This window comes from Pseudomonas sp. PS02288 (genome assembly GCF_029959715.1).
Lineage (GTDB): Bacteria > Pseudomonadota > Gammaproteobacteria > Pseudomonadales > Pseudomonadaceae > Pseudomonas_O > Pseudomonas_O kuykendallii.
Genome location: NZ_JASCPA010000012.1, coordinates 64,139 through 87,505, shown reverse-complemented (window position 1 = coordinate 87,505; position 23,367 = coordinate 64,139). Strand labels below are relative to the sequence as shown.

23 protein-coding genes, 2 pseudogenes and 1 riboswitch are annotated in these 23,367 nt (G+C 65.4%); of the genes and pseudogenes, 8 read left to right on the top strand and 17 right to left on the bottom strand.

Features of this window, described 5'->3' with window-relative positions:
• Both QMX85_RS07665 and btuB read right to left on the bottom strand, forming a co-directional pair.
• Positions 1-137: pseudogene (locus QMX85_RS07665) on the bottom strand (cobyrinate a,c-diamide synthase); the annotation flags it as partial.
• A 72-nt stretch (positions 138-209) separates the two neighbouring features.
• A complete protein-coding gene (gene btuB / locus QMX85_RS07660) occupies positions 210-2,072 on the bottom strand; it encodes a TonB-dependent vitamin B12 receptor (protein WP_282339537.1) in 1,863 nt (620 codons plus the stop codon).
• 74 nt (positions 2,073-2,146) lie between these two features.
• Positions 2,147-2,378: riboswitch (cobalamin riboswitch) on the bottom strand.
• A gap of 163 nt (positions 2,379-2,541) precedes the next feature.
• Between btuB and QMX85_RS07655 the strand changes: the two genes are divergently transcribed.
• Entirely contained in the window at positions 2,542-3,372 is an 831-nt protein-coding gene (locus QMX85_RS07655; protein WP_282339535.1) for a metallophosphoesterase, read from the top strand.
• A gap of 26 nt (positions 3,373-3,398) precedes the next feature.
• Here QMX85_RS07655 and QMX85_RS07650 read toward each other — a convergent pair whose 3' ends face one another.
• From QMX85_RS07650 to ttcA, 5 genes are all read right to left on the bottom strand, one after another.
• Positions 3,399-3,926, bottom strand: a complete 528-nt coding sequence (locus QMX85_RS07650) for a C40 family peptidase (protein ID WP_282339533.1) — start codon at positions 3,924-3,926, stop codon at positions 3,399-3,401.
• 77 nt (positions 3,927-4,003) lie between these two features.
• Positions 4,004-4,669: a C40 family peptidase gene (locus tag QMX85_RS07645; protein ID WP_282339531.1), complete on the bottom strand. Its 666-nt coding sequence runs from the start codon at positions 4,667-4,669 to the stop codon at positions 4,004-4,006.
• 280 nt (positions 4,670-4,949) lie between these two features.
• Positions 4,950-5,621: a DNA-3-methyladenine glycosylase I gene (locus QMX85_RS07640; protein ID WP_282339529.1), complete on the bottom strand. Its 672-nt coding sequence runs from the start codon at positions 5,619-5,621 to the stop codon at positions 4,950-4,952.
• 15 nt (positions 5,622-5,636) lie between these two features.
• Positions 5,637-6,131, bottom strand: a complete 495-nt coding sequence (locus QMX85_RS07635) for a hypothetical protein (protein WP_282339527.1) — start codon at positions 6,129-6,131, stop codon at positions 5,637-5,639.
• Between the two features lie 23 nt (positions 6,132-6,154).
• Positions 6,155-6,979: a tRNA 2-thiocytidine(32) synthetase TtcA gene (gene ttcA, locus QMX85_RS07630; RefSeq protein ID WP_282339525.1), complete on the bottom strand. Its 825-nt coding sequence runs from the start codon at positions 6,977-6,979 to the stop codon at positions 6,155-6,157.
• A gap of 126 nt (positions 6,980-7,105) precedes the next feature.
• Here ttcA and QMX85_RS07625 point away from each other — a divergent pair, with 126 nt between their 5' ends.
• From QMX85_RS07625 to QMX85_RS07610, 4 genes are all read left to right on the top strand, one after another.
• Positions 7,106-7,699, top strand: a complete 594-nt coding sequence (locus QMX85_RS07625; protein ID WP_282339523.1) for a DNA-J related domain-containing protein — start codon at positions 7,106-7,108, stop codon at positions 7,697-7,699.
• Positions 7,700-7,854: 155 nt separating this feature from the next.
• Positions 7,855-8,454, top strand: coding sequence for a Yip1 family protein (locus QMX85_RS07620; RefSeq protein WP_273231220.1), 600 nt, complete (start codon positions 7,855-7,857; stop codon positions 8,452-8,454).
• Positions 8,455-8,620: 166 nt separating this feature from the next.
• The gene (locus QMX85_RS07615) at positions 8,621-9,283 is read left to right on the top strand and encodes a Yip1 family protein (RefSeq protein WP_282339521.1); all 663 of its coding nucleotides are present in this window, start codon (positions 8,621-8,623) and stop codon (positions 9,281-9,283) included.
• A gap of 43 nt (positions 9,284-9,326) precedes the next feature.
• A complete protein-coding gene (locus tag QMX85_RS07610; RefSeq protein WP_282339519.1) occupies positions 9,327-9,821 on the top strand; it encodes a SprT family zinc-dependent metalloprotease in 495 nt (164 codons plus the stop codon).
• A gap of 489 nt (positions 9,822-10,310) precedes the next feature.
• Here the strand turns inward: QMX85_RS07610 and QMX85_RS07605 are convergent, their stop codons facing one another.
• From QMX85_RS07605 to QMX85_RS07580, 6 genes are all read right to left on the bottom strand, one after another.
• Complete coding sequence (locus tag QMX85_RS07605) at positions 10,311-12,182, bottom strand: MFS transporter (protein ID WP_282339517.1); 1,872 nt, start codon at positions 12,180-12,182, stop codon at positions 10,311-10,313.
• 88 nt (positions 12,183-12,270) lie between these two features.
• Complete coding sequence (locus QMX85_RS07600; protein ID WP_282339516.1) at positions 12,271-12,600, bottom strand: AzlD domain-containing protein; 330 nt, start codon at positions 12,598-12,600, stop codon at positions 12,271-12,273.
• Positions 12,597-13,310, bottom strand: coding sequence for an AzlC family ABC transporter permease (locus QMX85_RS07595; protein WP_282339515.1), 714 nt, complete (start codon positions 13,308-13,310; stop codon positions 12,597-12,599). Before QMX85_RS07595 ends, QMX85_RS07600 begins: the two co-directional genes overlap by 4 nt.
• Before the next feature lie 423 nt (positions 13,311-13,733).
• Positions 13,734-14,375 carry an alanyl-tRNA editing protein gene (locus tag QMX85_RS07590; RefSeq protein ID WP_282339514.1) on the bottom strand — a complete coding sequence of 214 codons (642 nt, stop codon included), beginning with the start codon at positions 14,373-14,375 and terminating at the stop codon, positions 13,734-13,736.
• Positions 14,376-14,512: 137 nt separating this feature from the next.
• Positions 14,513-15,346 carry an AraC family transcriptional regulator gene (locus tag QMX85_RS07585; protein WP_282339513.1) on the bottom strand — a complete coding sequence of 278 codons (834 nt, stop codon included), beginning with the start codon at positions 15,344-15,346 and terminating at the stop codon, positions 14,513-14,515.
• A 1-nt stretch (position 15,347) separates the two neighbouring features.
• Complete coding sequence (locus tag QMX85_RS07580; protein WP_282339512.1) at positions 15,348-15,917, bottom strand: GNAT family protein; 570 nt, start codon at positions 15,915-15,917, stop codon at positions 15,348-15,350.
• Between the two features lie 282 nt (positions 15,918-16,199).
• Between QMX85_RS07580 and QMX85_RS07575 the strand changes: the two genes are divergently transcribed.
• Positions 16,200-19,679: a hybrid sensor histidine kinase/response regulator gene (locus tag QMX85_RS07575; protein ID WP_282339511.1), complete on the top strand. Its 3,480-nt coding sequence runs from the start codon at positions 16,200-16,202 to the stop codon at positions 19,677-19,679.
• A gap of 36 nt (positions 19,680-19,715) precedes the next feature.
• Here the strand turns inward: QMX85_RS07575 and QMX85_RS07570 are convergent, their stop codons facing one another.
• A complete protein-coding gene (locus QMX85_RS07570; RefSeq protein WP_282339510.1) occupies positions 19,716-20,033 on the bottom strand; it encodes a sel1 repeat family protein in 318 nt (105 codons plus the stop codon).
• 410 nt (positions 20,034-20,443) lie between these two features.
• Positions 20,444-20,704 (bottom strand): DUF1652 domain-containing protein, encoded by a 261-nt coding sequence (locus QMX85_RS07565; RefSeq protein WP_282339509.1) that lies wholly within the window; start codon positions 20,702-20,704, stop codon positions 20,444-20,446.
• Positions 20,705-20,987: 283 nt separating this feature from the next.
• Between QMX85_RS07565 and QMX85_RS07560 the strand changes: the two genes are divergently transcribed.
• Positions 20,988-21,314, top strand: coding sequence for a hypothetical protein (locus tag QMX85_RS07560; RefSeq protein WP_090227816.1), 327 nt, complete (start codon positions 20,988-20,990; stop codon positions 21,312-21,314).
• 125 nt (positions 21,315-21,439) lie between these two features.
• Complete coding sequence (locus QMX85_RS07555) at positions 21,440-21,709, top strand: DUF1652 domain-containing protein (protein WP_282339508.1); 270 nt, start codon at positions 21,440-21,442, stop codon at positions 21,707-21,709.
• A gap of 112 nt (positions 21,710-21,821) precedes the next feature.
• Here QMX85_RS07555 and QMX85_RS07550 read toward each other — a convergent pair.
• Both QMX85_RS07550 and QMX85_RS07545 read right to left on the bottom strand, forming a co-directional pair.
• Positions 21,822-22,028, bottom strand: a pseudogene (locus tag QMX85_RS07550) (SDR family oxidoreductase); the annotation flags it as partial.
• A gap of 51 nt (positions 22,029-22,079) precedes the next feature.
• Positions 22,080-23,285, bottom strand: coding sequence for an MFS transporter (locus QMX85_RS07545; RefSeq protein WP_282339507.1), 1,206 nt, complete (start codon positions 23,283-23,285; stop codon positions 22,080-22,082).
• Positions 23,286-23,367: the final 82 nt, after the last annotated feature.

Sequence of the window (23,367 nt, the reverse complement as noted above, 5' to 3'; positions counted from 1 at the left end):
GGGCCACACTTGAACACCCGCACGCGCCGTCCCTGGCGCGCATGCAGGCGCGCCAGGGCGGCGGTGACGGTGGTCTTGCCCTGCCCGGAGGCGGGCGCGGCGATCAGGAGGGCGGGACACGGGCGGGTTTCGCTCACGGGCGGGGACTCCACGTCGAGGGCGTGCGGGGCGTCGGGGTGGAATCGCGATGGCCGCTCATCATCACCGTTCTAGAGCGCCTGGTAGCGCACCGCGAGGTACACCGCCTGGCCCGGCTGGTTGTAGGTGGCGGCCGTCTCGTACTCGGCGCCGAGCAGGTTGGTGACCTTCGCCTGCAAGCGCCACTCCGGGTTCAGCCAGTACTCGCCGCGCAGATCGACGGTGGCGAAGCCGTGCAGGTCGGTGGTGTTGGCCGCGTTGTCCCAGCGACGCCCCTCGGCATGCAGCGACGCGCCGGCGCCGAAGCGACCGAAGCGGCGATCCAGGTCGAGGTTGAACAGTTGCTCGGCGCGGCGCGGCAGCAGGTCGCCCTGATTGGCGCGGTCGGAACGGTTCTGCGGGTCCTGGAAGGTGGCGTTGGTCGACCAGTCCCAGCCGAGCCAGTCGCCGGCCAGGCTGAGTTCCACGCCGCGGATCACCGCTTCGTCGATGTTGTAGGCGCGCAGCCCGTTGCCGGCGTTGAAGTAGGCGATGAGGTTGTCGATCTCGTCGTAGAAGGCGTTCACCGACCAGGTGCCCCAGGCGTGCTGCCCTTCCAGGCCGAATTCGAGGTTGCGCGATTTCTCCGCATCGAGGTCCGGGTTGCCGTTCACCGGGTGATAGAACTGGTTGAAGGTCGGCGCCTTGAACGCGGTGCCGTAGCTGCTGGTGAAGCGCAGCGCATCGCTCAGCGCGAACGCCCAGCCGAGGTTGCCGGTGGTGTGGTTGCCGAACTGCTCGTTGCGGTCGCGGCGCAGGCTGAGCTGCCACTCGTTGCGCCCGAAGCTGGCCAGGTACTGGCCGAACAGCCCGTCGTTGTCGCGCGAATCCTCGCGGAAGGCGGTGGTGCCGTTCACCTCGTCGTGCAGGTGGTCGTAGCCGAGCGTAAGCAACTGGCCGGCGGCGACGCTGAAGTCGTTCTGCCAGCTGAAGCTGTCGCGACGGGTGTCGATGCGCGTGTTGAAGGTGGAGCCGGAGTAGGTGTCGTTCTTGTCCTCGCTGCGGCCGGCCTGCAGGGTCATCAGCCACGGCTCCAGGGGACGATAGCGGGCGCGGACGCCGGCGACCTTCTGCACGCCGTCGGCGTTGGCGCGGGTGCCGGAATCGTAGTCGTTGTGCGAGTTCGACTGCAGCAGGTTGCCGTCCAGCTCCAGGCCGCTGGCGAAGCGATAGCCACCGCTGAAGGTGCCGGCCAGTTCGCGGTAACCGTCCGCGTCGGGCTCGTAGCCGGCCGTGGCGGAGCGCGCGCTGATGCCGTCGGTGGCATTGCTGCTGACGCCCAGGTTGTACCAGCCGTCGCGATCGCCACCGGAAACGCCGGCGCTGCCGCTGTAGCTGTCGTGGGTCCCGTAGCCGGCGGAAAGGAATGGCTTGGCGCCGCCGTTCGCATTGCCCTTGCGGGTGAAAATCTGGATCACCCCGCCGATGGCGTCCGAGCCATACATCCCCGAACGCGGGCCGCGAACCACCTCGATGCGCTCGATCAGCTCGACCGGCAGGTTCTGGAAGGCGGCATCACCGGTGGTCGCCGAGCCGACGCGAATGCCGTCGATCAGCACCAGCACATGGTTGGAGTTGCTGCCGCGCAGGCTGACCGAGGTGCTCTTGCCGGGGCCGCCGTTGTTCACCAAGCTGACGCCGGGCACGCGGCGCAGCAGTTCGGGCACCGAGGTAGCCTGGCTGCGCTCGATCTGCTCGCGGTCGATCACCGTGGTCGCCGCGATGCCCTCCTGCGAGGTGCGCGTGGCGGTGCTGACCTGTTCGTCGAGCAACAGGGGTTGTTCGGCCGCTACGGCCAGGGAAAGCGAGGAAAAGCCCAGCAGCGAAAATGCCGCCGGCCTGAGAAAAGGCGTGCGCTTCAAGGAATGGTCTCCGCCGTGCCACCCGCACGACATAAGCAGGGAAAGGCGGCGGAGAGCTGCGACGCAGCGGCCAGGAAAGGCAGATACGCCCAGCAACGCCCTCCGCGATGCCGTGAACTGCGACAGGCCGGTCTCCGGGCTTGCGAGAGGAACCTTCGGGTTCCGGCGAACGCACCTTCCCATGCAGAGCACAGTGGTTAACGCGGTCGCACGACTCGCCTACCGTTGCGGGGGCAGCGCCGGAATGGTCCTTCTCGGGGTTCGAGGCAGGACGCACCGGCTTCCCTGTTTCACCCCGCCGACGTCGATCGGAGGGGCACCTGAAGCAAGCCGCGAAGGGTAGAGGCTGGGCCGGAACGCGTCAATCGCCGGCATCCGGGAGAACCTGACCGGCATGTTCGGTGACCGGGATTTCGCTTCGGGAGGGACTTTTTCCGCAGCGAACCTATCGAAACCTCTGTTACGTCCCCCGAACGAGGCCAAGGCAGGTACTGTTTCGCCCATGACGACGATCCTACAAATCTCCGACACCCACTTCGGCACCGAGCGGCCTGAGGTGGTGGCCGCACTCGAAGACCACGTGCGCGAACACGGCGCCGACCTGCTGATTCTTTCCGGCGACATCACCCAGCGGGCCCGCCCGGAACAGTTCGCCGCCGCGCAGGCGTTCGTGCAGCGCCTGGAACGCCACGGCATCCCCGACACGCTGGTGATTCCCGGCAACCACGACATCCCGCTGTACAACGTCGTCGAACGTTTCTTAAGGCCGTACGCCAATTACCGGCGACATTTCGGCAGGGAGCTGGAACCGGTGTTCGAGAACGACGAACTGCTGGTGATCGGGCTCAACACCACCGCGCCGCGTCGCCACAAGGATGGCCTGGTGACCGCGGAGCAGGTGCGCCGCGTCTGCCAGCACCTGCGCACCTCGGCGCCCGGCAAGCTGCGCATGGTGGTGGCACACCAGCCGTTCGGCGCGATGGTCAGCAGCGACCTGAGCAACCTGCAGCACGGCGCCTCCCACGCGCTCAGCCGCTGGGCCGAGGCCGGGCTCGACCTGGTGCTGGGCGGGCACATTCACCTGCCCTACGTGCTGCCCCTGAGCAAGCAGTACCCGCAGCTGTCGCGGGAGATCTGGATGGTGCAGGCCGGGACCACGCTCTCGTCGCGGGTGCGCGGGACTTCGCCGAACTCCTTCAACAAGCTGCGCGTCGGCAAGGCCGGTAGCAAACAGGCGTGCGTGGAGCGCTGGGACTGGCTAGATGGCCGCTTTGTCCTCGGCTCGCACTTCGATCTGGAATGGCCGGTGCCCGGCGCCGCACGGCAGGCGTGAGCACGGGCACGGCGTGGAGGGTTGGTTCAGGGGTTGCGTGCGAGGTGATCGCCGTCGAGCACACGCTTGGCGCTCAGGTAGCTGCGCTGCCAGTAGGCATCGGCCAGCCTGTCCAGGCGAACCGTGCCGCCGCTGGACGGCGCATGCACGAAGCGCCCCTCGCCCACGTAGATGCCGGCATGGCTGACGGTGCGTCCGCCACTGGTGGCGAAGAACAGCAGGTCGCCCGGCTGCAACGCCGCGCGTGACACGCTGGGCGCGCGCAGGTTGACCAGTTCTCCGGTGGAGCGCGGCAGCTTGATGCCGGCGGCGTCGCGATAGACGAAGCCGATCAGTCCGCTGCAGTCGAAACCGCTGTCCGGCGTATTGCCACCGTAGCGATAAGGCGTGCCGACGAGGCCGAGCGCGCGGAACAGCACGTCATCCGACGAGGGCGAGAACTGTGCGGAGGGATCGACGAATACCGGCTGGGGAGCCGAGGGCGGCGGGCTGCTGGCGCAGGCACCCAGTAGAGCAGCGACGAATATGAGCGAGAGACGAGCCGGACAGGCCATGACGGGCGATCCTTATCCTGAGTGCGGCTACTCTGCCGACAGCCCGGCCCAGACGCAAGCCCGGGCCACGCAAGGGATCAGGGGCGGTAGCCGCTCTTCGCCAGGGAAGTCTGGGCGACCAGGACGCGCTTGCCTTCCATGAAGCTGGAACGCCAGTAGCGATCGTCGAGGCTGTCGACCCGAACCCCACCGCTGCGGCGGCTGGAGGAATGGATGAACTGGTCGTCGCCGATGTAGATGCCGGCGTGGGACACGCGGCCACGGCCACGGTTGTTGAAGAGGATGATGTCGCCCGGCTTGAGGTCGTTGCGCGCCACCAGCGGCGCGTCCAGATTGATCAGCTCGCGGGTCGAGCGCGGCAGTTGAATGCCCGCCTCTTCGCGGAACAGGAAGCCAACGAAGCCGCTGCAATCGAAGCCGGTTTTTTCGCTCAGGCCACCGAAGCGGTAAGGCGTGCCGACCAGTTGGAAGCCGCGTTCGAGGATGCTGTCGGCAAGGTCGGGCAGCTTGTAGGACTTGTCCGAGCTGAAGTGCGCGGGCTGCTCGGCAACCTCGTCGCGGGCTTCGTCGTCAGCGTCGACATCGACATTGGCGAAAATGGATTCGGCAGCGGTGGAGCTGCGGCTGTGAACCGGCAGGGACTGGTTCGGCTCGGTTTGCAGCGAAGTTGAAGAGGTGGTGGCGCAACCGGTGACTACGAGTAACAGAGCCAAAGGCACGAGGGGTGCGAAGCGCTTAAGCATGGGCACGGCCGTGTCGGAAAGTTAAAGACGGCCGGACTATGCCTTCCGAACGACCCATTTGCAAATTTTATGGAACCAAATGTGACGTCAGAGTTTCGACGAAACATCTAACCGCGCCCAAACCTTCCCGTCGCCTGCGAAGCTTCAGTTTTCGTCGAGATGGGATGCAACGCCGCGGTGATGGGGCTGGCGACATGCGCCATTTTTGTGACGCTAAAGCGTTCGCTGCTGTAATCACGTTTTTTGGGGCGACGAACGGTGCGGCAATCGGTCCCGGCGATCAGTGATTGGTGGTGTGCGCCAGCATCACCGACAGCTGACACAACGGCCGACCGCTCTCTTCGCGCCAGGCATTGAATGCGGCTTGCACCGCGGCGAGGTCCTTTTGGCTGGTCGGCGCCTTGTCGATCACGTCCTGGGCCTTGAGGGCGGCGACCATGTCGTCCGTGGGGATGAGGGTGTCCTTGCCGATCATCCGCAGGAAACGCGGCGCCGACAGTCCGCCGAGCTGGTTGCCATGCTTCTTCAGGTAGGTCCACAGGCCGACAATATCGCTTTCCGGCCAATCGGCGATCAGCGCGCCGAACGAGCCTTTTTCCCGTGCCACGTCGAGGATCATCTGCGCGTTGCGCGGCACGCTCTTGAGCTTGCCGAGGTGGCGGATCAGCCGTGCGTCCTGCATCAGTCGCTCGAGGTGCTCGGCGCCCATCAGCACCACCTTTTCCGGATCGAAGCCGAAGAACACCTGCTCGAAGGCCGGCCACTTGGCGTCCACCAGGCTGTGCTTGAGCCCGGCGCGGAAGATTCGCAGGCTGATCGTCGACAGATAACGGTCATCACCCAGGGCGCGCAGCTGGGCAGCGCTCAGCGGCTGCGGCAAGCGCGCCTCCAGTGCCTTGGCCGAACCGAAACGGTTCAGGCAGTACTCGTGCAGCCATTTGTAATCACGCATCGGAAATCATCGGCCTTAGCGATTTTGCAGCTCGTAGGGAGCGGCGAAGCTGCCGTCGCTGACGTCCATGAACGCGGTGCCGTCGCCGCCGAGCAGCTGGATGCGCCCGCTGAAACGGCCCTCCACGCCCCAGTCGTCGATCGATTCGATGGTCAGGCTGAGGCGATCCTCGTCCGGGCGGAATGCCGACCAGATCGTCGTGCCGCGGCCTTTACCGTCCTTGGACTGCTGGATCGCGTAGCGGCTGATCAGCTTGGCGGCCGGTAGCGAATAGGTGCCCGGCTCGATGCGCTTGCCCAGGCTCCACAGTTCGATGTCGTAGCTGTCCATCGAGTCGGGGAGATGGCCGCCGATCACCAGATGTTCCCGGTCGCCGCCCATCTGCGCCTTCAGCCGCTCGTTGAAGGCCATCGGCTTGCCGTCGAGCTTCAGGGTCAGGTGTCCCTCGTCAGCCGAACCACCGCAGGCAGCCAGCAACAGGCATCCCAGCACCACCAGCACAGTGCGCATGCTCTTTCCTCATGGAACAGTCGTTACAGGTTCATCACATCGAGGAAGCGCGGCGTGGCGCTCTCGTCGATGCGCAGGTTGGTGAAGTCGAACAGGTTGCGGTCGGCGAGTTGCGAGGGCACCACGTTCTGCAGGGCACGAAACATGATTTCGGTGCGCCCCGGCGACTTGCGCTCCCACTCGTGCAGCATGTCCTTGACCACCTGGCGCTGCAGGTTTTCCTGCGAGCCACACAGGTTGCAGGGGATGATCGGAAATTCCTTGAGCACCGAGTACGCCTCGATGTCCTTCTCGCTGCAGTAGGCCAGCGGGCGGATCACTACGTTGCGGCCGTCGTCGGCGCGCAGCTTGGGCGGCATGGCCTTGAGCGTGCCGCCGTAGAACATGTTGAGGAAGAAGGTCTCGAGGATGTCGTCGCGGTGGTGCCCGAGGGCCATCTTGGTCGCGCCGATCTCGTCAGCGAAGGTGTACAGCGTGCCGCGACGAAGGCGCGAGCATAGCGAGCAGGTGGTCTTGCCCTCGGGAATCTTCTCCTTCACCACCGAATAGGTGTCCTTCTCGACGATGTGGTAGTCGACGCCGATCGACTCCAGGTAGGCGGGCAACACGTGCTCGGGGAACCCCGGCTGCTTCTGGTCCATGTTCACCGCGACGATCTCGAAACGGATCGGCGCCACCTTCTGCAGATAAAGCAGGATGTCGAGCATGGTGTAGCTGTCCTTGCCGCCCGACAGGCAGACCATCACCTTGTCGCCGTCCTCGATCATGTTGAAGTCGGCGATGGCTTCGCCGGCCTGGCGACGCAGGCGTTTCTGCAGTTTGTTCTGATTGACCGAGAGGGTGCCCATGGCGAAAACGTCCGGCAAGTTGCGAAAGGCGCGCATTTTAAGCGCAAAACCCGCCGCCGCCCTACTCCGCCCGGATATCCGGCGGGAGAGGAACGCGCCGGGTCGCGCCGATGCTAAGCTCGGCGCATGCCCACCGAACTCGAACCTGTGCTGGACCTTGCCGAGCAGCTGCACCTGCTGCTGGGCGAGATGCCGGACGGCTGCGGCGAGTACCAGCTGATCCAGGTGCTCAGGCAGCGCCACTGCACACACATTCCGCACCTCCCGCTCACCGACCGGCTGGTCCTGTTCCGTACCCATTTCCTGCTTTGCAACGCGCTCTACCGCCTGCGCGACCGGTTATGGCAGGAAAACTCCGCACACCTGGCGATCGGCGCGCTGCATATCCAGTTGCTGCCCTACCGTGCCGGCGAGGAGGCGCTGGCCGTGCACGATTCGCTGCGTGACTACTATCTGGACCTCGACCAGCTGCGGCAGACCGGGGAAAGCGACGTGGAGGCACTGCTCGCCAGTTTCTGGACGCGCCTGCACGGCGGCGAGGAGAAGCGCGCGGCGCTGGGGCTGTTCGAGCTGGACCGGGATGCGCCGCTGGACCTCGCCCTCATCCGCCAGCGCTATCGGCAGTTGGTGAGCCTGCACCACCCGGATCGCGGCGGCAGCACGGAGCGCCTGCAATCGATCAACCTGGCGATGGAAATTCTGACTCGCTATTACCGCTGAGCGTTACAGGCGGATTTGCTCTAACCCGCGGCGGGCGCGGGCTGCAGCCCCTCCTATACTGCGACATACGATCGCACCCGAATCGACCTCAGTCGTTTCGACCGCTTCATTGGCCGACTCCCGTAGCGATCGCCATAACAAGAGGAGATGCAGGCATGATCAACCATGTATGGGGGCTTTTCGCCCATCCCGATCGCGAATGGCAAGAAATCCGTGGCGAGGAGGAATCCATCAGCCACATGTACCTCACCCACGTTCTGTTACTCGCCGCGATTCCCGCCGTGTCCGCCTATATAGGCACCAGCCAGTTCGGCTGGAGTCACGGTGGCGAGCCAGCGGTTCGTCTGACCGAGGCCAGCGCGGCGCAGATGACCGTGATGTCTTACCTGGCGATGCTTGCCGGGGTCGCGGTGATGGGCGCCTTCATTCACTGGATGTCGCGTACCTACGCGGCCAGCCCGACGCTCGCCCAGTGCGTGGTATTCGCCGCCTACACCGCCACGCCGCTGTTCATCGGCGGGCTCGCCGCGCTCTATCCGAACCTGTGGCTGGCGATGGCGGTCGGCACCGTGGCGGTCTGCTACACGGCCTACCTGCTCTACGTCGGTCTGCCGACCTTCATGGGCATCTCGCGCGACGAAGGTTTCCTGTTCTCCAGTTCGGTGCTCGCGGTCGGGCTCGTCCTGCTGGTGGCGATGATCGCGCTGTCGGTGATCTTCTGGAGCATCGGAGTGGGCCCGGTCTACACCAACTAAGAGGTCTCATCCTCGGCCTATCGAGCCGCCTACGGGCGGCTTTCGTTTGCCGATACCGTTCGCCGGGTAAACGGCCAAACGATGAACCCTGCTTTTCCTCGAAACGTCTACTGGTTAAGCCGGCCCGTTGGGTACGGGGACAACAACACGTTTGAGGAGAAACACCATGACTCCACATTTCGTATCGCTGATGACCCATCCTGACCGGGCCTGGGTCGAGATCCGCAACGAAGAGCAGGCCAACAGCTCGCACTACTTGGGACATCTGTTCCTGCTCGCATTGGTTCCGGCGATCTGCCTGTTCGTCGGCACCACCCTCACCGGCTGGACCCTGGTGGAAAACGAGACCGTCCGCCTGGACAGCAGCAGCGCCTTGAAACTGAGCGCGCTGCTCTATCTGTCGTCGCTGTTCGGCGTATTCCTGATGGGCGCCTTCGTGCGCTGGATGACCCGCACCTTCGACGCTCGCCCTACGCTCAACCAGTGCATCGGCTTCGTCGCCTACATGGTCACCCCGCTGTTCCTCGCCGGGCTCGCCGCGCTGTATCCGAGCCGTTGGCTGGCGGTTATCGTCCTGCCCATCGCCGCCGCGTATTCGGCCTACCTGCTGTTCATCGGCCTGCCGAAGTTCATGCGCATCCCGCGGGAGAAAGGCATGCTGTTCTCCGCTTCGGTGCTCGGCGTCGGCATCCTGATGCTGGTGCATACCCTGGTCAGCATGATCCTGTTCTGGATGCTGATGCTGCAGCCAACCTACGAACGCACCGCGCCGGACCAGGCCTATCCGACCGTCCAGGAACGTCCGAACGAAGTGCCCAAAGGGCTTTGATCCCCTCCTCCTCTGGCATAATGGCACTCTCCAGGAGTGCCTTATGCCCCACCAGCTGAATGCCCGCGTCGAGGCCTGTTACCAGCTCGCCGAGGCCTTTTTCAAACGCCGTTTCCCGCGTCCCGAAGTCAGCCTGAAGCTGCGTGGGCAGAAGGCGGGCGTCGCCCATCTGGATGAAAACCTGCTGCGCTTCAACCTGCAGCTGTACCGAGAGAACAGCGAGGACTTCCTGCGCCAGACGGTGGCGCATGAAGTCGCCCACCTGATCGCGCACCAGATGTTCGGCCCGCGCATCCGCCCGCACGGCGAGGAGTGGCAGTTGGTGATGCGGGGGGTCTACGAGCTGCCGCCGAACCGCTGCCACACCTACGCGATCACCCGCCGGCAACGCAGCTGCTTCGTCTATCGCTGCAAGTGCGCGGACGGGGAGTTCGACTTCTCGGCGCAGCGTCACGCACTGGTGGGCAAGGGGCGCAGGTATGTGTGCCGGCGTTGTAAGGGGACGCTCAGTTTTACGGGGGAAAAGCGGGAGGGTTGAGGGGGTGGATTTAGGGGGCTCGGATGAGGCCCTGGAAATTCGTATGTACTCAGCGTGTGTAGGTAACTGAACGTCTGGGTTTCGCCCTTATGGCGAGTCACTTTCTCTTGCTCGCACAAGAGAAAGTAACCCAAGAGAATGCGCCCCCCTGCATCCGGGTCTCGCTGCGCGAGACTACCCTCACTCCGGCACCGCTCCGGGGGCACGCGGCAATGGGCCATCCCTGGCCCAGCGCAGCTCTCGCGGCATCCATGCCGCTCGCCCCCTGCGCAATGCCTATGCTCGGCCTCCTGAAAGGGGGATTCCGCGCCGCTTGAGAGATCGAAGCCAGTCGTAGGGTGGATCGCGCTTCATCGATCCACCGGCGGTGCAACGGGGATGAAAAGAGCGTCATCCACCCTACGCTTCTATCGGCGCTCCGTCAGGGGCGAAACCCACAGTCCAAATAGGCTCGCAAGCCAAGAACGAGCCTCGACACTGCGCTCCACATCACCTCAACTCCCCCCTCAACTCCACCACCCTCTCCCGCATCACCATCCGCCCGGCATCCGCCGCCAGCGGTTCGCCCGCCACCAGGCCGACCCGCGACCACAGCCGGCGGAAGATGCCCTTGTGCGGGTCACGGCTGAAGAAGCTGCCCCACAGTCCCTGCAGCGCCAGCGGAATCACCGGCACCGGGTTTTCTTCGAGCACCCGTTCCACGCCGGCCTTGAACTCGCCGATCTCGCCATCCAGGGTCAGCTTGCCCTCGGGGAAGATGCACACCAGCTCGCCGTTGCGCAGGTACTCGGCGATGCGCTTGAACGCGGCGTCGTAGATCAGCAGGTCCTCGCTGCGCCCGGCGATGGGCACGGTGCCGGCGGTGCGGAACACGAAGTTGAGCACCGGCATGCGGTAGATCTTGTAGTACATGACGAAGCGCACCGGCCGCCGCACCGCCCCGCCGATAAGCAGCGCATCGACGTAGGACACGTGGTTGCACACCAGCAGCGCCGCGCCCTCCTCCGGGATGCGCTCCAGGCCACGGTGCTCGACGCGGTACACCGAGTGGCCGAGCAGCCAGATCAGGAAGCGCATGCCGAACTCCGGCACGATCTTGAAGATGTAGGCGTTGACCGCGATGTTCATCAGCGAGACGACGAGGAACAGCTGTGGAATCGACAACCCGGCGACAGTCAGCAGCAGGATCGAGACGATCGCCGAGAGCACCATCAGCAGCGCGTTGAGAATGTTGTTCGCGGCGATCACCCGCGCGCGCTCGTCCTCGCGGGTGCGCGACTGGATCAGCGCATAAAGCGGCACGATGTAGAAGCCGCCGAACACGCCCAGGCCGAGCACGTCGCCGAGGATCAGCCAGGCCTGCGGCACGCCCAGCACCTGCAGCCAGGTGTGCGGCTCGGCGGCCTGCGGGAAGCCGCCGGAGTGCCACCACAGGAGGATGCCGAACAGGCTCAGGCCGAACGAGCCGAACGGCACCAGGCCGATTTCCACCTTGTGCCCGGAGAGCTTCTCGCAGAGCGCGGAGCCCAGCGCGATACCCACCGAGAACACGGTGAGGATCAGCGTCACCACGCCTTCGTCGCCGTACAGCAGGCTCTTGGCGTAGGTCGGGATCTGCGTCAGGTAGACCGCGCCTAGGAACCAGAACCAGGAGTTGCCCACCAGCGAGCGCGACACCGAGGGCCGCTGGCCGAGGCCCATGCGCAGGATGCGCCAGGACTGGCGGAAGATGTTCCAGTCCAGCTCCAGGCCGGGCAGCGCCGCCGCCACGCGCGGGATACCGCGGCTGCTCAGGTAGCCGAGCACCGCGACCGACACCACCGCCGCGCCGACCCAGCGTGCGTAGCCATCGCTGGACATCAGCACGCCGGCGCCGATGGTGCCGCCGAGGATCGCCAGGAAGGTGCCCATTTCCACTAGCGCGTTGCCACCCACCAGTTCATCGTCACGCAGCGCCTGCGGCAGGATCGAATACTTCACCGGGCCGAACAGCGCCGAGTGGACGCCCATGCCGAACAGCGCAAGGAACATCAGCGGCAACAGGTTGAGCAGGAAGCCGGTCGCTCCGATCGCCATGATGACGATCTCCGCCAGCTTGATGGCGCGGATCAGCGCGTCCTTGGCGAACTTCTCGCCGAACTGCCCGCCCAGGGCCGAGAACAGGAAGAACGGCAGGATGAACAGCAGCGCGCAGATGTTCACCAGCAGCGCGGGGTCGGCCGCCAAGCTGAGCTTGTAGAGGATCGCGAGGATCAGCGACTGCTTGAAGACGTTGTCGTTGAACGCGCCGAGCAATTGGGTGACGAAGAACGGCAGGAAGCGCCGGGTGCCGAGTAACGCGAATTGCGATCTGGATTTCATTGAGCCCTCGCCTGAACCGTTTGGCACGCCCTGGTCGTCGAGGGCATGCCGCTGCGGCCCAGAGGTTAGGCGAATGCGCCGACAGCGGCTAGATCGGCAACTGACCGAGCGCCCCGCGCAGCACGAAGAACACCAGCAGGCCGCCGCCGATGGTCGCCAGGAGGTTGCGCGTCAGTGCGGACAGGGCGATGGCCGCGATCCCCGCCAGCAGATAGGCGTTGTCCAGGCGCACCGCCCAGTGCTGGCCATCCGGCAACAGCATCCCCGGCACGATGATGGCGGTGAGCACTGCCGTCGGCACGTAATGCAGGCCCTGGCGGATCAGCGGCGGGAAGCGCAAATGCGGGAAGGCGAACAGGCAATAGCGGGTGGCGAAGGTGATCGCCAGCATGCCGAAAATCAGCAACCAGTTGTTCATTGGCAGAGTTCCTCGTCCGCCGTTGCGCAGCGCCGTTCCAGCAGCACGCCGACGACGATGCCGCTCAGCGCCGCCGCCATCAGGCCGAGCTTGTACGGCAGCGCATGACAGGCCAGCGCCACCGCCGCCGCCACCAGCGCGGCGGCCAGTTGCGGGCGGTTCTTCAACATCGGCACGACGATGCCGATGAAGGTCGCCAGCATGGCGAAGTCCAGCCCCCAGGCACCGATGTTCGGCACCGCCTGGCCAAAGACCATGCCGGCGAAGGTGCAAAGCAGCCAGTTCACGTACATCGCCAGTTCGGCGCCGAGGAAATACCAATGCTTGTGCGGCGAGGTGTCCGTTTCGGCATAGCGGTGCTGGACCACGGCGAAGGCTTCGTCAGTCAGCCAGAACGCCAGCGGCACCCGCCAGCGCTTGGGCAGATGGCGCACGAACGGCTGCAGGCTGGCGCTGTACAGGGCATGGCGCAGGTTGACCACCAGCGTGGTGAGCAACACCACGGCCAGGGTCGCGCCGCTGGTCAGCAGGCTGATGGCGATGAACTGCGCCGAGCCGGCGAACACCAGCGCGGACATGCCGAGGGTTTGCCATGGCGTCAGCCCGGCGGCTCCGGCAAGGCTGCCGAAGATGATGCCGAACGGCATCGCGCCGAGCAGCATCGGGGTCATATCGCGCAGGGACTGCAGGAATTCGTGACGACGGGACATGGGTTCTCCTCTGGGCAACAGAGGATAGGAGCGCGTGCCACCGACGTCTTGAACGATCTTGCGCATGAGTTCGGGTGGGGTGGGCAATCCGCCAGGACGATATCCGACCTCGGTGGAGCGCTTTGCGGGGCCGCGTGGTACGGAAACGCCCGAGCGTTGCATCAGCCCGTAGGGTGGGCTTCAGTTCCGTAGGGTGGGTTAGCGGCATCGCTCGATAGTCCCTGACAACCCGAAGCCGAAAGCCGCGTAACCCACCGGGCGGAGTCCGGCATGACCCCGCCTGGCGGGTTACGCCGCGCGCCGGCTTCCGCGCCTGCCCCGACCTTCGCCCGTCGCGGCTAACCCACCCTACGTGCTGAAGCCCGACGCAGTCCACGCCATCGCGTGGGCTGAAGCCCACCCTACGCCCCCGTGAGCGCGTCATCAGGCCAGGTGGATTTCCACGCGCTCCTTGCCCTTGCCGGTGTTGCGGCGCTTCAATCTGAGCGCTCCGATCTCCCCGGTGCGCCGCGGATGGGTGCCGCCGCAGGCCATCTCGGCGAATCCCTCGACCCGCCAGAAACGCCGTTGCGTGGCCTCGTCGGAGAAGTCGCAGCGAATCGGCAGATCGGCACGTACCAGTTCCCCGACCTCGGCCTGCAACCCTTCGAACAGGCTGGCGATGCTGGAATCCAGGGCGAAATCGATGCGCGCCTTGTCTTCGCCGATGTGCGCGCCGATGCGCTCGATGCCGGGAATCTTCCGGTAGATCAGCTGCAGGACCATCTCCGCGGCGAAGTGCAACCGCATCAGCCGGTAGCGGCGTGGCCAGTCGATCAGCACCTCGACAGCATCGCTGGCGAGCAGGCCATGCCCCGGATCGAGCCGATAGCCGATATCCAGACCCTCCTTGCGCGCCTCCAGCACCGGGCGCCCGCCAATGCTGCCGTGGTCGCTCTCCTGCCCGCCGGAGAAGGCGAAGATGATCGTTTCGGCGAGGCGCACCCAGTCATCCTCCACGGCGACCACGCGCGTCTCGAGCCGGCTGCGGTAGGCGTCTTTCCAGAACAGCTTGTCGGTGGCCATGGTCCCTCCCGAAGCGAGTCAGGGCGGCAGATTAGGCGCTCCCCGCCCGGGCAGTCTTGAACGATCTTGCGCCGCGCGCGGAGCGTGGGCGCGCTGAGCAGCCAGACGTTCAGGCCGGACGTTGCGGGAGAGGTTGCCTACCGCACGCAGGCCTGGCGGTATTCGCCGGGCGTCACGCCGTAGGCCTGCTTGAACTGGCGGTTGAGGTGGCTCTGGTCGGAAAACCCCAGCTGCACGGCGACCGCCGCCGGCGCCAGGCCCAGCCTGAACAGGCTGCGCGCCTGGTCCAGGCGCAGCTGTTTGAGCCAGGCGTAGGGCGGCATTCCGGTGGCGCGACGGAACACCCGTGCGAAGTGGAACGGCGACAGGTTCACCGCCGCGGCGAGCGCCTCCAGCGACGGCGGCTCGGCAAGCTGCGCGCGCAACAGCTCCTTGGCATGGCCCACAGCGAGCGGCTCCAGCCCGGGCGCCCCGGCAGGTCCTTGCCCAGCGTGGCGCTGCAGGAGTGCGAGCATCGTCTCGCGCCATGCCGTCTGCTGTTGCAGCGCACTGGCGCCGCTCTCGAGGTGGCGATGGAGATCGAGCAGGCGCGCCACCAGGTCGGCGTCGCGGTGCACGCTGCCGGTGAAACGCGGCGCGCTGCGCGTCGGCAGATCCAGCTCGCCGAGCATCGACTGGAACAGCGCGGTGGGCGGATAGAACACCCGGTAGCGCCAGCCGTCGTCATGGCCCTTGTGGCCGGTGTGGACTTCATCCGGATTGAGCAGCGCCAGGCCACCCGCGCTGACCAGATGCTCCTCGCCGCGATAGCGGTAGCGCTCGGCGCCCGCCTCGAGCACCGCGATCACGTAGCCATCGTGGACATGGGGAGCGAAGCGGTGGTCGACGAAGCGTGCCGAGAGCAGTTCCAGCCCATCGAGACTGGCGGGATGCCAGAGACGCGCGTTTTCGGAGTGGATCGACGCCTCCATTTCAGCCGCTGAACTGCGCCTCCAGCTGCAGCTTGATCGCCGGCCATTCGCGGTCGGTGATGCTGTACAGCACCGTGTCGTCGAGGCGCCCATCGGCCAGTCGGCGATGGTTGCGCAGCCGCCCTTCGCGCTGGGCGCCGAGCTTTTCGATGGCGCGCTGCGAGCGCAGGTTGCTGGCGGCGGTTTTCAGCTGCAGGCGCACCACCTGCCACTCCTCGAAGGCGTGACGCAACATCAGGTATTTGATCGACGCGTTCAGGCCGCTGCCGTACTGGCCGCGCTCGAGCCAGGTCCAGCCGATTTCCACGGCCGGCAGCGCCGACATGAAATCGGCGAAACGGGTGGTGCCGATCAACGCGTCGCCCATGCGGATGGCGAACACCACGGCCTTTTCCTCGCGCTGCTCGGCCAGCGCCTGGCGATACCAGTCGGGACGCAACGGGCCGTTCAGGTAGACCAGCTCGTCGCGGTTCGCTTCGGCCAGTGTCACCAGTTCGGGGATGTCGGCCTCGCTCAGCGGCTCCAGGCGCAGGGCGCCTCGCTGCAGGGTGACCGGTTGCGGCTTGAACATCTGCGTCCTCCTTGCCAGTGACGCGGGTAAAACTCGACAGACTCGCCGCTTCGAAGCATGCGACAAACGGCGCACATTACCTGTTGGGCAGTGCTCCCAAGCGATCCAGGCCACGCTACCAGTCAGCCGGATACCGCTCAAGGACCTCTGCGACATTGGTAGCAGCCGCCTGACGACAGGGCGCTTTTGCTGCGAAAATCCAACGCCGCGAAACGCCTTCGGGCGTTCCCTTTGCGCAGCAGCCGTCGTTGGCTGTGTCCGCCCTGCCGTCTTGGAGTTCGCATGTCGTTGTCCAGCGGGTCGATCGCTACGGTCGCCTTCGTCTACATGGCTTTCCTGTTCGCCATCGCCTTCTACGGCGACCGGCGCCGCCGCCCCCTGTCGCCGCGCACCCGCGCCTGGGTCTACAGCCTGTCGCTGGCGGTCTACTGCACCAGCTGGACCTTCTTCGGCGCGGTCGGCCAGGCGGCCGAACAGCTCTGGGCGTTCCTGCCGATCTACCTCGGGCCGCTGCTGCTGATGATCTTCGCGCCCTGGGTGCTGCAGAAGATGGTGATGATCAGCAAGCAGGAGAACATCACCTCGATCGCCGACTTCATCGCCGCGCGCTATGGCAAATCGCAGTCGCTGGCGGTGGTTGTGGCGCTGATCTGCATGGTCGGCGTGCTGCCCTACATCGCGCTGCAGCTCAAGGGCATCGTCATCGGCGTCAACCTGCTTATCGGCGCCGGCGCCGACTCCACCGGAACCCGCGCGCAGGACACCGCGCTGATCGTGTCGCTGGTGCTGGCGCTGTTCACCGTCCTCTTCGGCACGCGCAACCTCGATGCCACCGAGCACCACCGCGGGATGGTCCTGGCCATTGCCTTCGAGTCGCTGGTCAAGCTGCTGGCGTTCATCGCCGTCGGCGCCTTCGTCACCTACAGCCTGCACGACGGTTTCGACGACCTGCTGGCGAAGACCCGCGCCGCGCCGCAACTCGCGGAGTTCTGGGCGGAACCGGTGAACTGGCCGGCGATCCTGGTGCAGACCGGCATGGCGATGATCGCCATCGTCTGCCTGCCGCGGCAGTTCCACGTCACCGTGGTGGAGAACACCGAGCCGCAGGACATGCGCCTGGCGCGCTGGGTGTTTCCGCTCTACCTGGTGCTGGCGTCGCTGTTCGTCATTCCCATCGCGCTGGCCGGACAGATGCTGCTGCTCCCCGGCGTGACACCGGATTCCTTCGTCATCAGCCTCCCGCTAGCCGAGGCGCATCCCAGCCTGGCGTTGCTGGCGTTCATCGGCGGCGCCTCGGCGGCCACCGGGATGGTCATCGTCGAGTCGGTGGCGCTGTCCACCATGCTCTCCAACGACATCCTGCTGCCCTGGCTGCTGCGCAAGAAAACCGCCGAGCGCCCCTTCGAGCTGTTCCGCCAGTGGATGCTCTCGGTGCGCCGGGTGAGCATCGTGCTGATCCTGCTGCTGGCCTACGTCAGCTATCGCCTGCTCGGCTCGAGCGCCAGCCTGGCGACCATTGGGCAGATCTCCTTCGCCGCCGTCGGCCAGCTCGCCCCGGCGATGGCCGGCGCGCTGTTCTGGAAGCAGGCCAACCGCCGTGGCGTGTTCGCCGGCCTCGCCGCCGGTGCGGCCATCTGGTTCTACAGCCTGGTGCTGCCGCTGGTGGCGCGCAGCCTCGGCTGGCCGCTGGAAGTCTTCCCCGGCCTGCGCCAGCTGCTGTATTTCCCGATCGGCATCGAGGTCGACCCACTGACCCGCGGCACCCTGCTTTCGCTGGTGGTCAACTTCACCCTCTTCGCCTGGGTCTCGCTGCTGTCGCGCACGCGGGTGTCCGAGCACTGGCAGGCGAGCCGTTTCGTCGGCCAGGAAATCACCGTGCGGCCGGGCAACCGGCCGCTGCTGGCCGTGCAGGTGCGCGACCTGCTGGTGCTCGCCGAACGTTTCGTCGGCGAGGAACGCGCGCAGGAGAGCTTCGCGCGCTTCTCCTACCGCCAGGGCAAGGAATTCAACCCGAACCAGGCCGCCAACGGCGACTGGATCGCCCACACCGAACGCCTGCTCGCGGCGGTGCTGGGGGCCTCATCCACCCGCGCAGTGGTGAAGGCGGCGATCGAAGGCCGCGACATGCAGGTGGACGATGTGGTGCGCATCGTCGACGAAGCCTCCGAGGTGCTGCAGTTCAACCGCGCGCTGCTGCAGGGCGCCATCGAGAACATCACCCAGGGCATCAGCGTGGTCGACCAGTCGCTGCGGCTGGTCGCCTGGAACCACCGCTACCTGGAGCTGTTCGGCTATCCGGAGGGGCTGATCTACGTCGGCCGGCCGATTTCCGACATCATCCGCTACAACGCCGAGCGCGGCCTCTGCGGCCCCGGCGATGCGGACGAACACGTCGCCAAACGCCTCTACTGGATGCGCCAGGGCACCGCGCACACCTCCGAGCGGACCTTCCCCAATGGCCGGGTTATCGAGTTGATCGGCAACCCGATGCAGGGCGGCGGCTTCGTCATGAGCTTCACCGACATCACCGCGTTCCGCGAGGCCGAACACGCGCTCAAGGAGGCCAACGAGGGCCTCGAGCAACGCGTCGCCGAACGTACCCACGAGCTGTCGCAGCTGAACCTGGCGCTGTCCGAGGCCAAGGCCCACGCCGAGGCGGCGAACCAGTCGAAGACGCGCTTCCTCGCCGCGGTGAGCCACGACCTGATGCAGCCACTGAACGCCGCGCGGCTGTTCTCCGCCGCACTTGGCCACCAGGACAACGCGCTGCCGGCGGACGCCCAGCAACTGGTGCGCCACTTGGACAGCTCGCTGCGCTCCGCCGAGGACCTGATCACCGACCTGCTGGACATCTCGCGCCTGGAGAACGGCCGCATCACCCCGGATCGCAGCGCCTTCCCGCTGAGCGCGCTGTTCGACACCCTCGGCGCCGAATTCAAGGTACTGGCCCAGGAGCAGGGCGTGGACTTCCGCGTGCACGGCAGCCGGCTGCGGGTGGAAAGCGACATGAAGCTGCTGCGCCGCGTGTTGCAGAACTTCCTCACCAACGCCTTCCGCTACGCCAAGGGGCCGGTGCTGCTCGGCGTGCGCCACAGCCGCGGCCAGCTGCGCCTGGAGGTGTGGGACCGCGGACCGGGCATTCCGGAAGACAAGCGCAAGGTCATCTTCGAGGAATTCAAGCGCCTCGACAGTCACCAGACCCGTGCCGAGAAAGGCCTCGGCCTTGGCCTGGCGATTGCCGACGGCCTCTGCCGGGTGCTCGGTCATCCGTTGGAGGTGCGCTCATGGGTCGGCAAGGGCAGCGTGTTCAGCGTCAGCGTGCCGCTGGCCAAGTCGCCGCAGCCGCAGATCGCCGCGCCAGCCGACATCAACGGAAGTGGCAATGGCCTGAGTGGCACCCAGGTGCTGTGCATCGACAACGAGGACAGCATCCTGGTCGGCATGCACAGCCTGCTGTCGCGCTGGGGCTGCCAGGTCTGGACCGCGCGCAACCGGCTGGAGTGCGAGCATCTGCTGGCGGAGGACGTGCGCCCGCAACTGGCGTTGGTGGACTATCACCTGGACGAAGGCGAAACCGGTACGGAACTGGTGGCCTGGCTGCGCACCCGCTTGGGCGAGCCGATTCCCGGGGTGGTGATCAGCGCCGATGCGCGGCCCGAGCTGGTCGCGGACATTCACGCGGTGGGCCTGGACTACCTCGCCAAACCGGTCAAGCCGGCTGCACTGCGCGCCCTGCTCAGCCGTCATCTGACGCTGCGCTGAACGACCCCGTGCCCATCAGGGCACTGCACTTCCGCATCAATGCTCGGCGGTCGGTTCCTGGCGCCCCAGTTCGCGCTGGGCAACGGGGTCGCCGGCGCGCGCCGCCAGGCGCAGCAGCTCGAAGCCGATACGCCGGTCGCGCTGACCACCGCACTCGCGACACAGCAGCAGCCCCAGGCGGCTTTGCGCCTCGGTCACGCCCTGCCGGGCAGGTTGCTTGAGAAGGTGGCCGGCCAGGCGCTTGATGCCTTCGCGCTTACCAAGCTGCGGACGATCCAGCAGCCAGGACGCGACGCGCAGCGGCAATCCGGAGCGCGGCGCGGGACTATGGGGAAGGGAAACGCGGGACTTCATCAGGACCAGGAGCGACCAGGGAGGGCGCGCACTTTACTCCTTTTGCCCGTGATGAAAAGACTTGCGCGGGAAGCGCGGCGTTGATCTAGAAACGCGCCTTCGAGCTATCCACAAAATCTGTGGATAACACAGTGGACAAGATGCCGAAAAGTACCGCGAAGGCAGGCCGGACGGGGCTGGCGTTCAAACTGGCGTTTTTTTCGCCACAATAAAAACTCGTTTTTTTTCAACAACTTGCAAAGACATACAGAAAAAAGCGAAGGCTGACAAGGGTTTACGCAGCACCTTCATATGCGGTCAGAGTGATTGTGAACAAGTCAAGCGACCATGGCGCCGCATCGCGCATTTTTTTCGTCATAAAGATCAATGAAAACCGACTTTCAGGGTTGCCAAAACACCCTCAAACAAGGCTAGAGCGTGGCAGGCAACGCACCATGCCGGACGGACGGCATGACGATCTCCAGGTCGGATTCGATCGTGCGGATGATGCGCTTTACATCGTGCAGCGTCGGCGAGGTGTTGCAGTGGATTCCCAACACCGTCAGCAGCCGTTCGCCGCTGGCGGGATCGAACACGCAGGCGTGCAGGCTCTGCGGAGCGTCGAGTGCCGCTTCGAAGGCCAGGGGCTGAAAATAGATATTGATGAGCTCACAAGCACGGGGCAGGGACATGCATTTCATTCACGAGGTTCTCCATATGCGACGCGAACGAACCGAAGATCGAGGCTGCGACGACATCCAGGTCTGCACTCAGCTTTCGGTTATGTGGGGCAAATTGTAGCAGGACTCGCCCGCCAGGGAACTCGCCTTGCGTCGGGGTTGCGTTTCGGTAACACCCCTCCGACGCCGCGGCGCATGCCGTTACCCGTGGCTTGGCGTTGTCCGACTAACGGGGGTGAATTAGAGTGAGCGAGCGCTCTCGAACCTCTATCAGTCATCACGTCGTCGAGGCCCTATGTCCACCCCTCACCCCTCGGTACTGGCGCTACGCCAGCTACAGGAGATCGCAGCCCAATGGAAGGAGCGGCAAGGAAACCGCCCGCTGCTCGCCCGGGATGCGCTCACCCGGTTGTACGAACTGTGGCAGCCCACCGCTCACGGCAACGATTTCGAGCGACAGGCCGAATACACGCTCTTGGCCGTGCAGCGCCTGTTCAACGATTGGAACCAGCGCGGCGAGAACGACGAGGAGTTGCTTACGCAAATGCTCTGGTTACTGGAACAGCGCGACCTGGTGACGGCGCAAAAGGAATACCTCGCGGACCTCGGCCCCAGTAGTTGAGCGCGCCCGGCGACGGATCGCCCAGCGTCCTGAGAAGGCTTCGATTTCCGATGAAAGCCGGTGCTCCGCGCACTTGAACAACGACAATACCGTCGGCCAGACCGACCTTTTCAGGACCCACTGCCATGAACCTTCCTCTCGACCAGGCGCGTTCGATCCTCGAGGACGCCTTCGAACCGCATGCCTGCCACGTTGAGCGCAACGCCGGCCTGGTCACGCTGCGCATCCACGCCAGCGACAGCGATGACACCTTCATCCTTACCCAGGTCGACGCAGAGCGCATCGAGAGCATCCGCGCCCTCTCCCAATTGATTTTGGAGCTGCGCCAGGAGTTGGCCGTCGTGCTCCACCGCCATCAACAGGGTCACGGTCGACAGCGAAGCCAGAGCCGATAGCTTCACGACCGCGGGTAACGCTTTTGAAGTCGTAAGGTGCAGGTCGCGATACGCGTGCGCCCTTGTCGGCTCTTTCAGCGCGGGCGACCCGCATGGTCGCCCGCAACTACCTTCAGACTTGCGCCTGGCCACCGTCTACGAACAGCTCGATACCGTTGACGAAGCTGGCTTTGTCGGAGGCCAGGAACAACGCCGCGCTGGCGATTTCCTCGGCTTCACCGACACGCCCCATGGGAATCTGCGACGCCAAGTAATACAGCAGGCCCTGCTGCTGCCCGGCGTCGGGGCCAGCCAGATCCATCAGGCCCGGAGTGCGGGTCGGGCGGGCAAAAATCGCCAAAGGACCGCTTCTCCAGGACTAAGACGCGCCTCAGTGACCAACCACCGCCCCTCCCGCGCGCCGGTCACCACCTGGAAACCCATGCGCCCGTGCCTGTAGTGCGATGGCCAAACTGGCCAGCAACAGCGCCAGCAGAACCCAGGGAAACGCAGCCACGCCCCACTGCCCGAGCAGCACGCCGCCAAGCAGTCCGCCCCCCGCTATCGCACTGTTCCAGACCACCACATTCATCGACAGAGCGACATCTGCGCCCTCGCCTGCCGCACCGGCCAACGCGGTTTGCAGCAGCGTGGCCGCGCCGCCAAAGGTCAGCCCCCAGATAAACGTACCGACGCAAATGGCGAGGGCAGAAGACGAGAGGACGCCGAACAGCACCGCCACCGCTGCAAAGGTGGCGAGGCTGGCCAGCACCGTGTTGCGAAGGTGGCGGTCCACCAACCGCCCGGTTATCCAGATGCCCGCCAGCGCGGCAATGCCGAACACCAACAGCACCACATCCACATCGCCGGTCAGGCCGGCCGGGGAGACGAAGGGCGCGATGTAGGTGTAGAGAATGTTGTGCGCCAGCATCCAGGTGACCACGACCCCCAGCACGGAACGCACCCCAGGTGTCACCAGCACGCGGTGCAGCGGCAGACGCCGCTCCGAGGTTTGTCCCGGATAGTCGGGCACTTTGATCAGCACCCAGGCGATCAATACCAGCGTCAACGCCGACATCAGCCCGAACGCCATGCGCCAGCCGATCAACCCGCCCAGCCAGGTTCCCATCGGCACACCAAGCGACAACGCGATGGGCGTGCCCACCATGGCCACGGCCAGCGCACGTCCCTGCGAAGCGGGCGCCACCATACGCCGCGCATACCCGGCGATAAGGCTCCAGGCGAGCCCAGCCGAAACGCCGGCGAAAAAGCGCGCCACCAGAATGAGCCAATAGTTGGAAGACAGCGCGGTGACCGAGTTGAACAGCAGAAAACCGACGATGGTCACCAGCAGCACCGTGCGTCGCCGCCAGCCCTGTGTGGCGAGGGTCAGCGGAATAGCCGCCAGTAACGAGCCCAGCGCATAGACCGTGACCATCTGCCCCGCCATCGCCGGCGAGATAGACAGCCCGCTCACGATCTGCGGGAGCAAGCCGGCGGGCAGGGTTTCAGTCAGGATGCAGATAAATCCGGTCATCGCCAGAGCAAGCAAGGCGCCGTAAGGCAGCGTTTCCCGTTGCGGTTCATCTCGAGTCATGTGCCAGAATCCCACTTATATATTGATCGGTACAAATATAGGGAGCAGACACGCGATGGTCAACGACTTATGTATCGACTAA

Excerpts from the sequence above, each read along its gene's own strand:
- QMX85_RS07655 (WP_282339535.1), top strand. The coding sequence starts at position 2,542 with ATGACGACGATCCTACAAATCTCCGACACCCACTTCGGCACCGAGCGG.
- QMX85_RS07600 (WP_282339516.1), bottom strand. The coding sequence starts at position 12,600 with ATGAACAACTGGTTGCTGATTTTCGGCATGCTGGCGATCACCTTCGCC.
- QMX85_RS07625 (WP_282339523.1), top strand. The coding sequence starts at position 7,106 with ATGCCCACCGAACTCGAACCTGTGCTGGACCTTGCCGAGCAGCTGCAC.
- QMX85_RS07560 (WP_090227816.1), top strand. The coding sequence starts at position 20,988 with ATGTCCACCCCTCACCCCTCGGTACTGGCGCTACGCCAGCTACAGGAG.
- QMX85_RS07640 (WP_282339529.1), bottom strand. The coding sequence starts at position 5,621 with ATGCGTGATTACAAATGGCTGCACGAGTACTGCCTGAACCGTTTCGGT.
- QMX85_RS07545 (WP_282339507.1), bottom strand. The coding sequence starts at position 23,285 with ATGACTCGAGATGAACCGCAACGGGAAACGCTGCCTTACGGCGCCTTG.
- QMX85_RS07605 (WP_282339517.1), bottom strand. The coding sequence starts at position 12,182 with ATGAAATCCAGATCGCAATTCGCGTTACTCGGCACCCGGCGCTTCCTG.
- QMX85_RS07570 (WP_282339510.1), bottom strand. The coding sequence starts at position 20,033 with ATGAAGTCCCGCGTTTCCCTTCCCCATAGTCCCGCGCCGCGCTCCGGA.
- QMX85_RS07575 (WP_282339511.1), top strand. The coding sequence starts at position 16,200 with ATGTCGTTGTCCAGCGGGTCGATCGCTACGGTCGCCTTCGTCTACATG.
- QMX85_RS07585 (WP_282339513.1), bottom strand. The coding sequence starts at position 15,346 with ATGGAGGCGTCGATCCACTCCGAAAACGCGCGTCTCTGGCATCCCGCC.
- QMX85_RS07650 (WP_282339533.1), bottom strand. The coding sequence starts at position 3,926 with ATGGCCTGTCCGGCTCGTCTCTCGCTCATATTCGTCGCTGCTCTACTG.
- QMX85_RS07645 (WP_282339531.1), bottom strand. The coding sequence starts at position 4,669 with ATGCTTAAGCGCTTCGCACCCCTCGTGCCTTTGGCTCTGTTACTCGTA.
- QMX85_RS07565 (WP_282339509.1), bottom strand. The coding sequence starts at position 20,704 with ATGTCCCTGCCCCGTGCTTGTGAGCTCATCAATATCTATTTTCAGCCC.
- QMX85_RS07580 (WP_282339512.1), bottom strand. The coding sequence starts at position 15,917 with ATGTTCAAGCCGCAACCGGTCACCCTGCAGCGAGGCGCCCTGCGCCTG.
- QMX85_RS07615 (WP_282339521.1), top strand. The coding sequence starts at position 8,621 with ATGACTCCACATTTCGTATCGCTGATGACCCATCCTGACCGGGCCTGG.
- QMX85_RS07590 (WP_282339514.1), bottom strand. The coding sequence starts at position 14,375 with ATGGCCACCGACAAGCTGTTCTGGAAAGACGCCTACCGCAGCCGGCTC.
- QMX85_RS07620 (WP_273231220.1), top strand. The coding sequence starts at position 7,855 with ATGATCAACCATGTATGGGGGCTTTTCGCCCATCCCGATCGCGAATGG.
- ttcA (WP_282339525.1), bottom strand. The coding sequence starts at position 6,979 with ATGGGCACCCTCTCGGTCAATCAGAACAAACTGCAGAAACGCCTGCGT.
- QMX85_RS07555 (WP_282339508.1), top strand. The coding sequence starts at position 21,440 with ATGAACCTTCCTCTCGACCAGGCGCGTTCGATCCTCGAGGACGCCTTC.
- QMX85_RS07595 (WP_282339515.1), bottom strand. The coding sequence starts at position 13,310 with ATGTCCCGTCGTCACGAATTCCTGCAGTCCCTGCGCGATATGACCCCG.
- btuB (WP_282339537.1), bottom strand. The coding sequence starts at position 2,072 with ATGTCGTGCGGGTGGCACGGCGGAGACCATTCCTTGAAGCGCACGCCT.
- QMX85_RS07610 (WP_282339519.1), top strand. The coding sequence starts at position 9,327 with ATGCCCCACCAGCTGAATGCCCGCGTCGAGGCCTGTTACCAGCTCGCC.
- QMX85_RS07635 (WP_282339527.1), bottom strand. The coding sequence starts at position 6,131 with ATGCGCACTGTGCTGGTGGTGCTGGGATGCCTGTTGCTGGCTGCCTGC.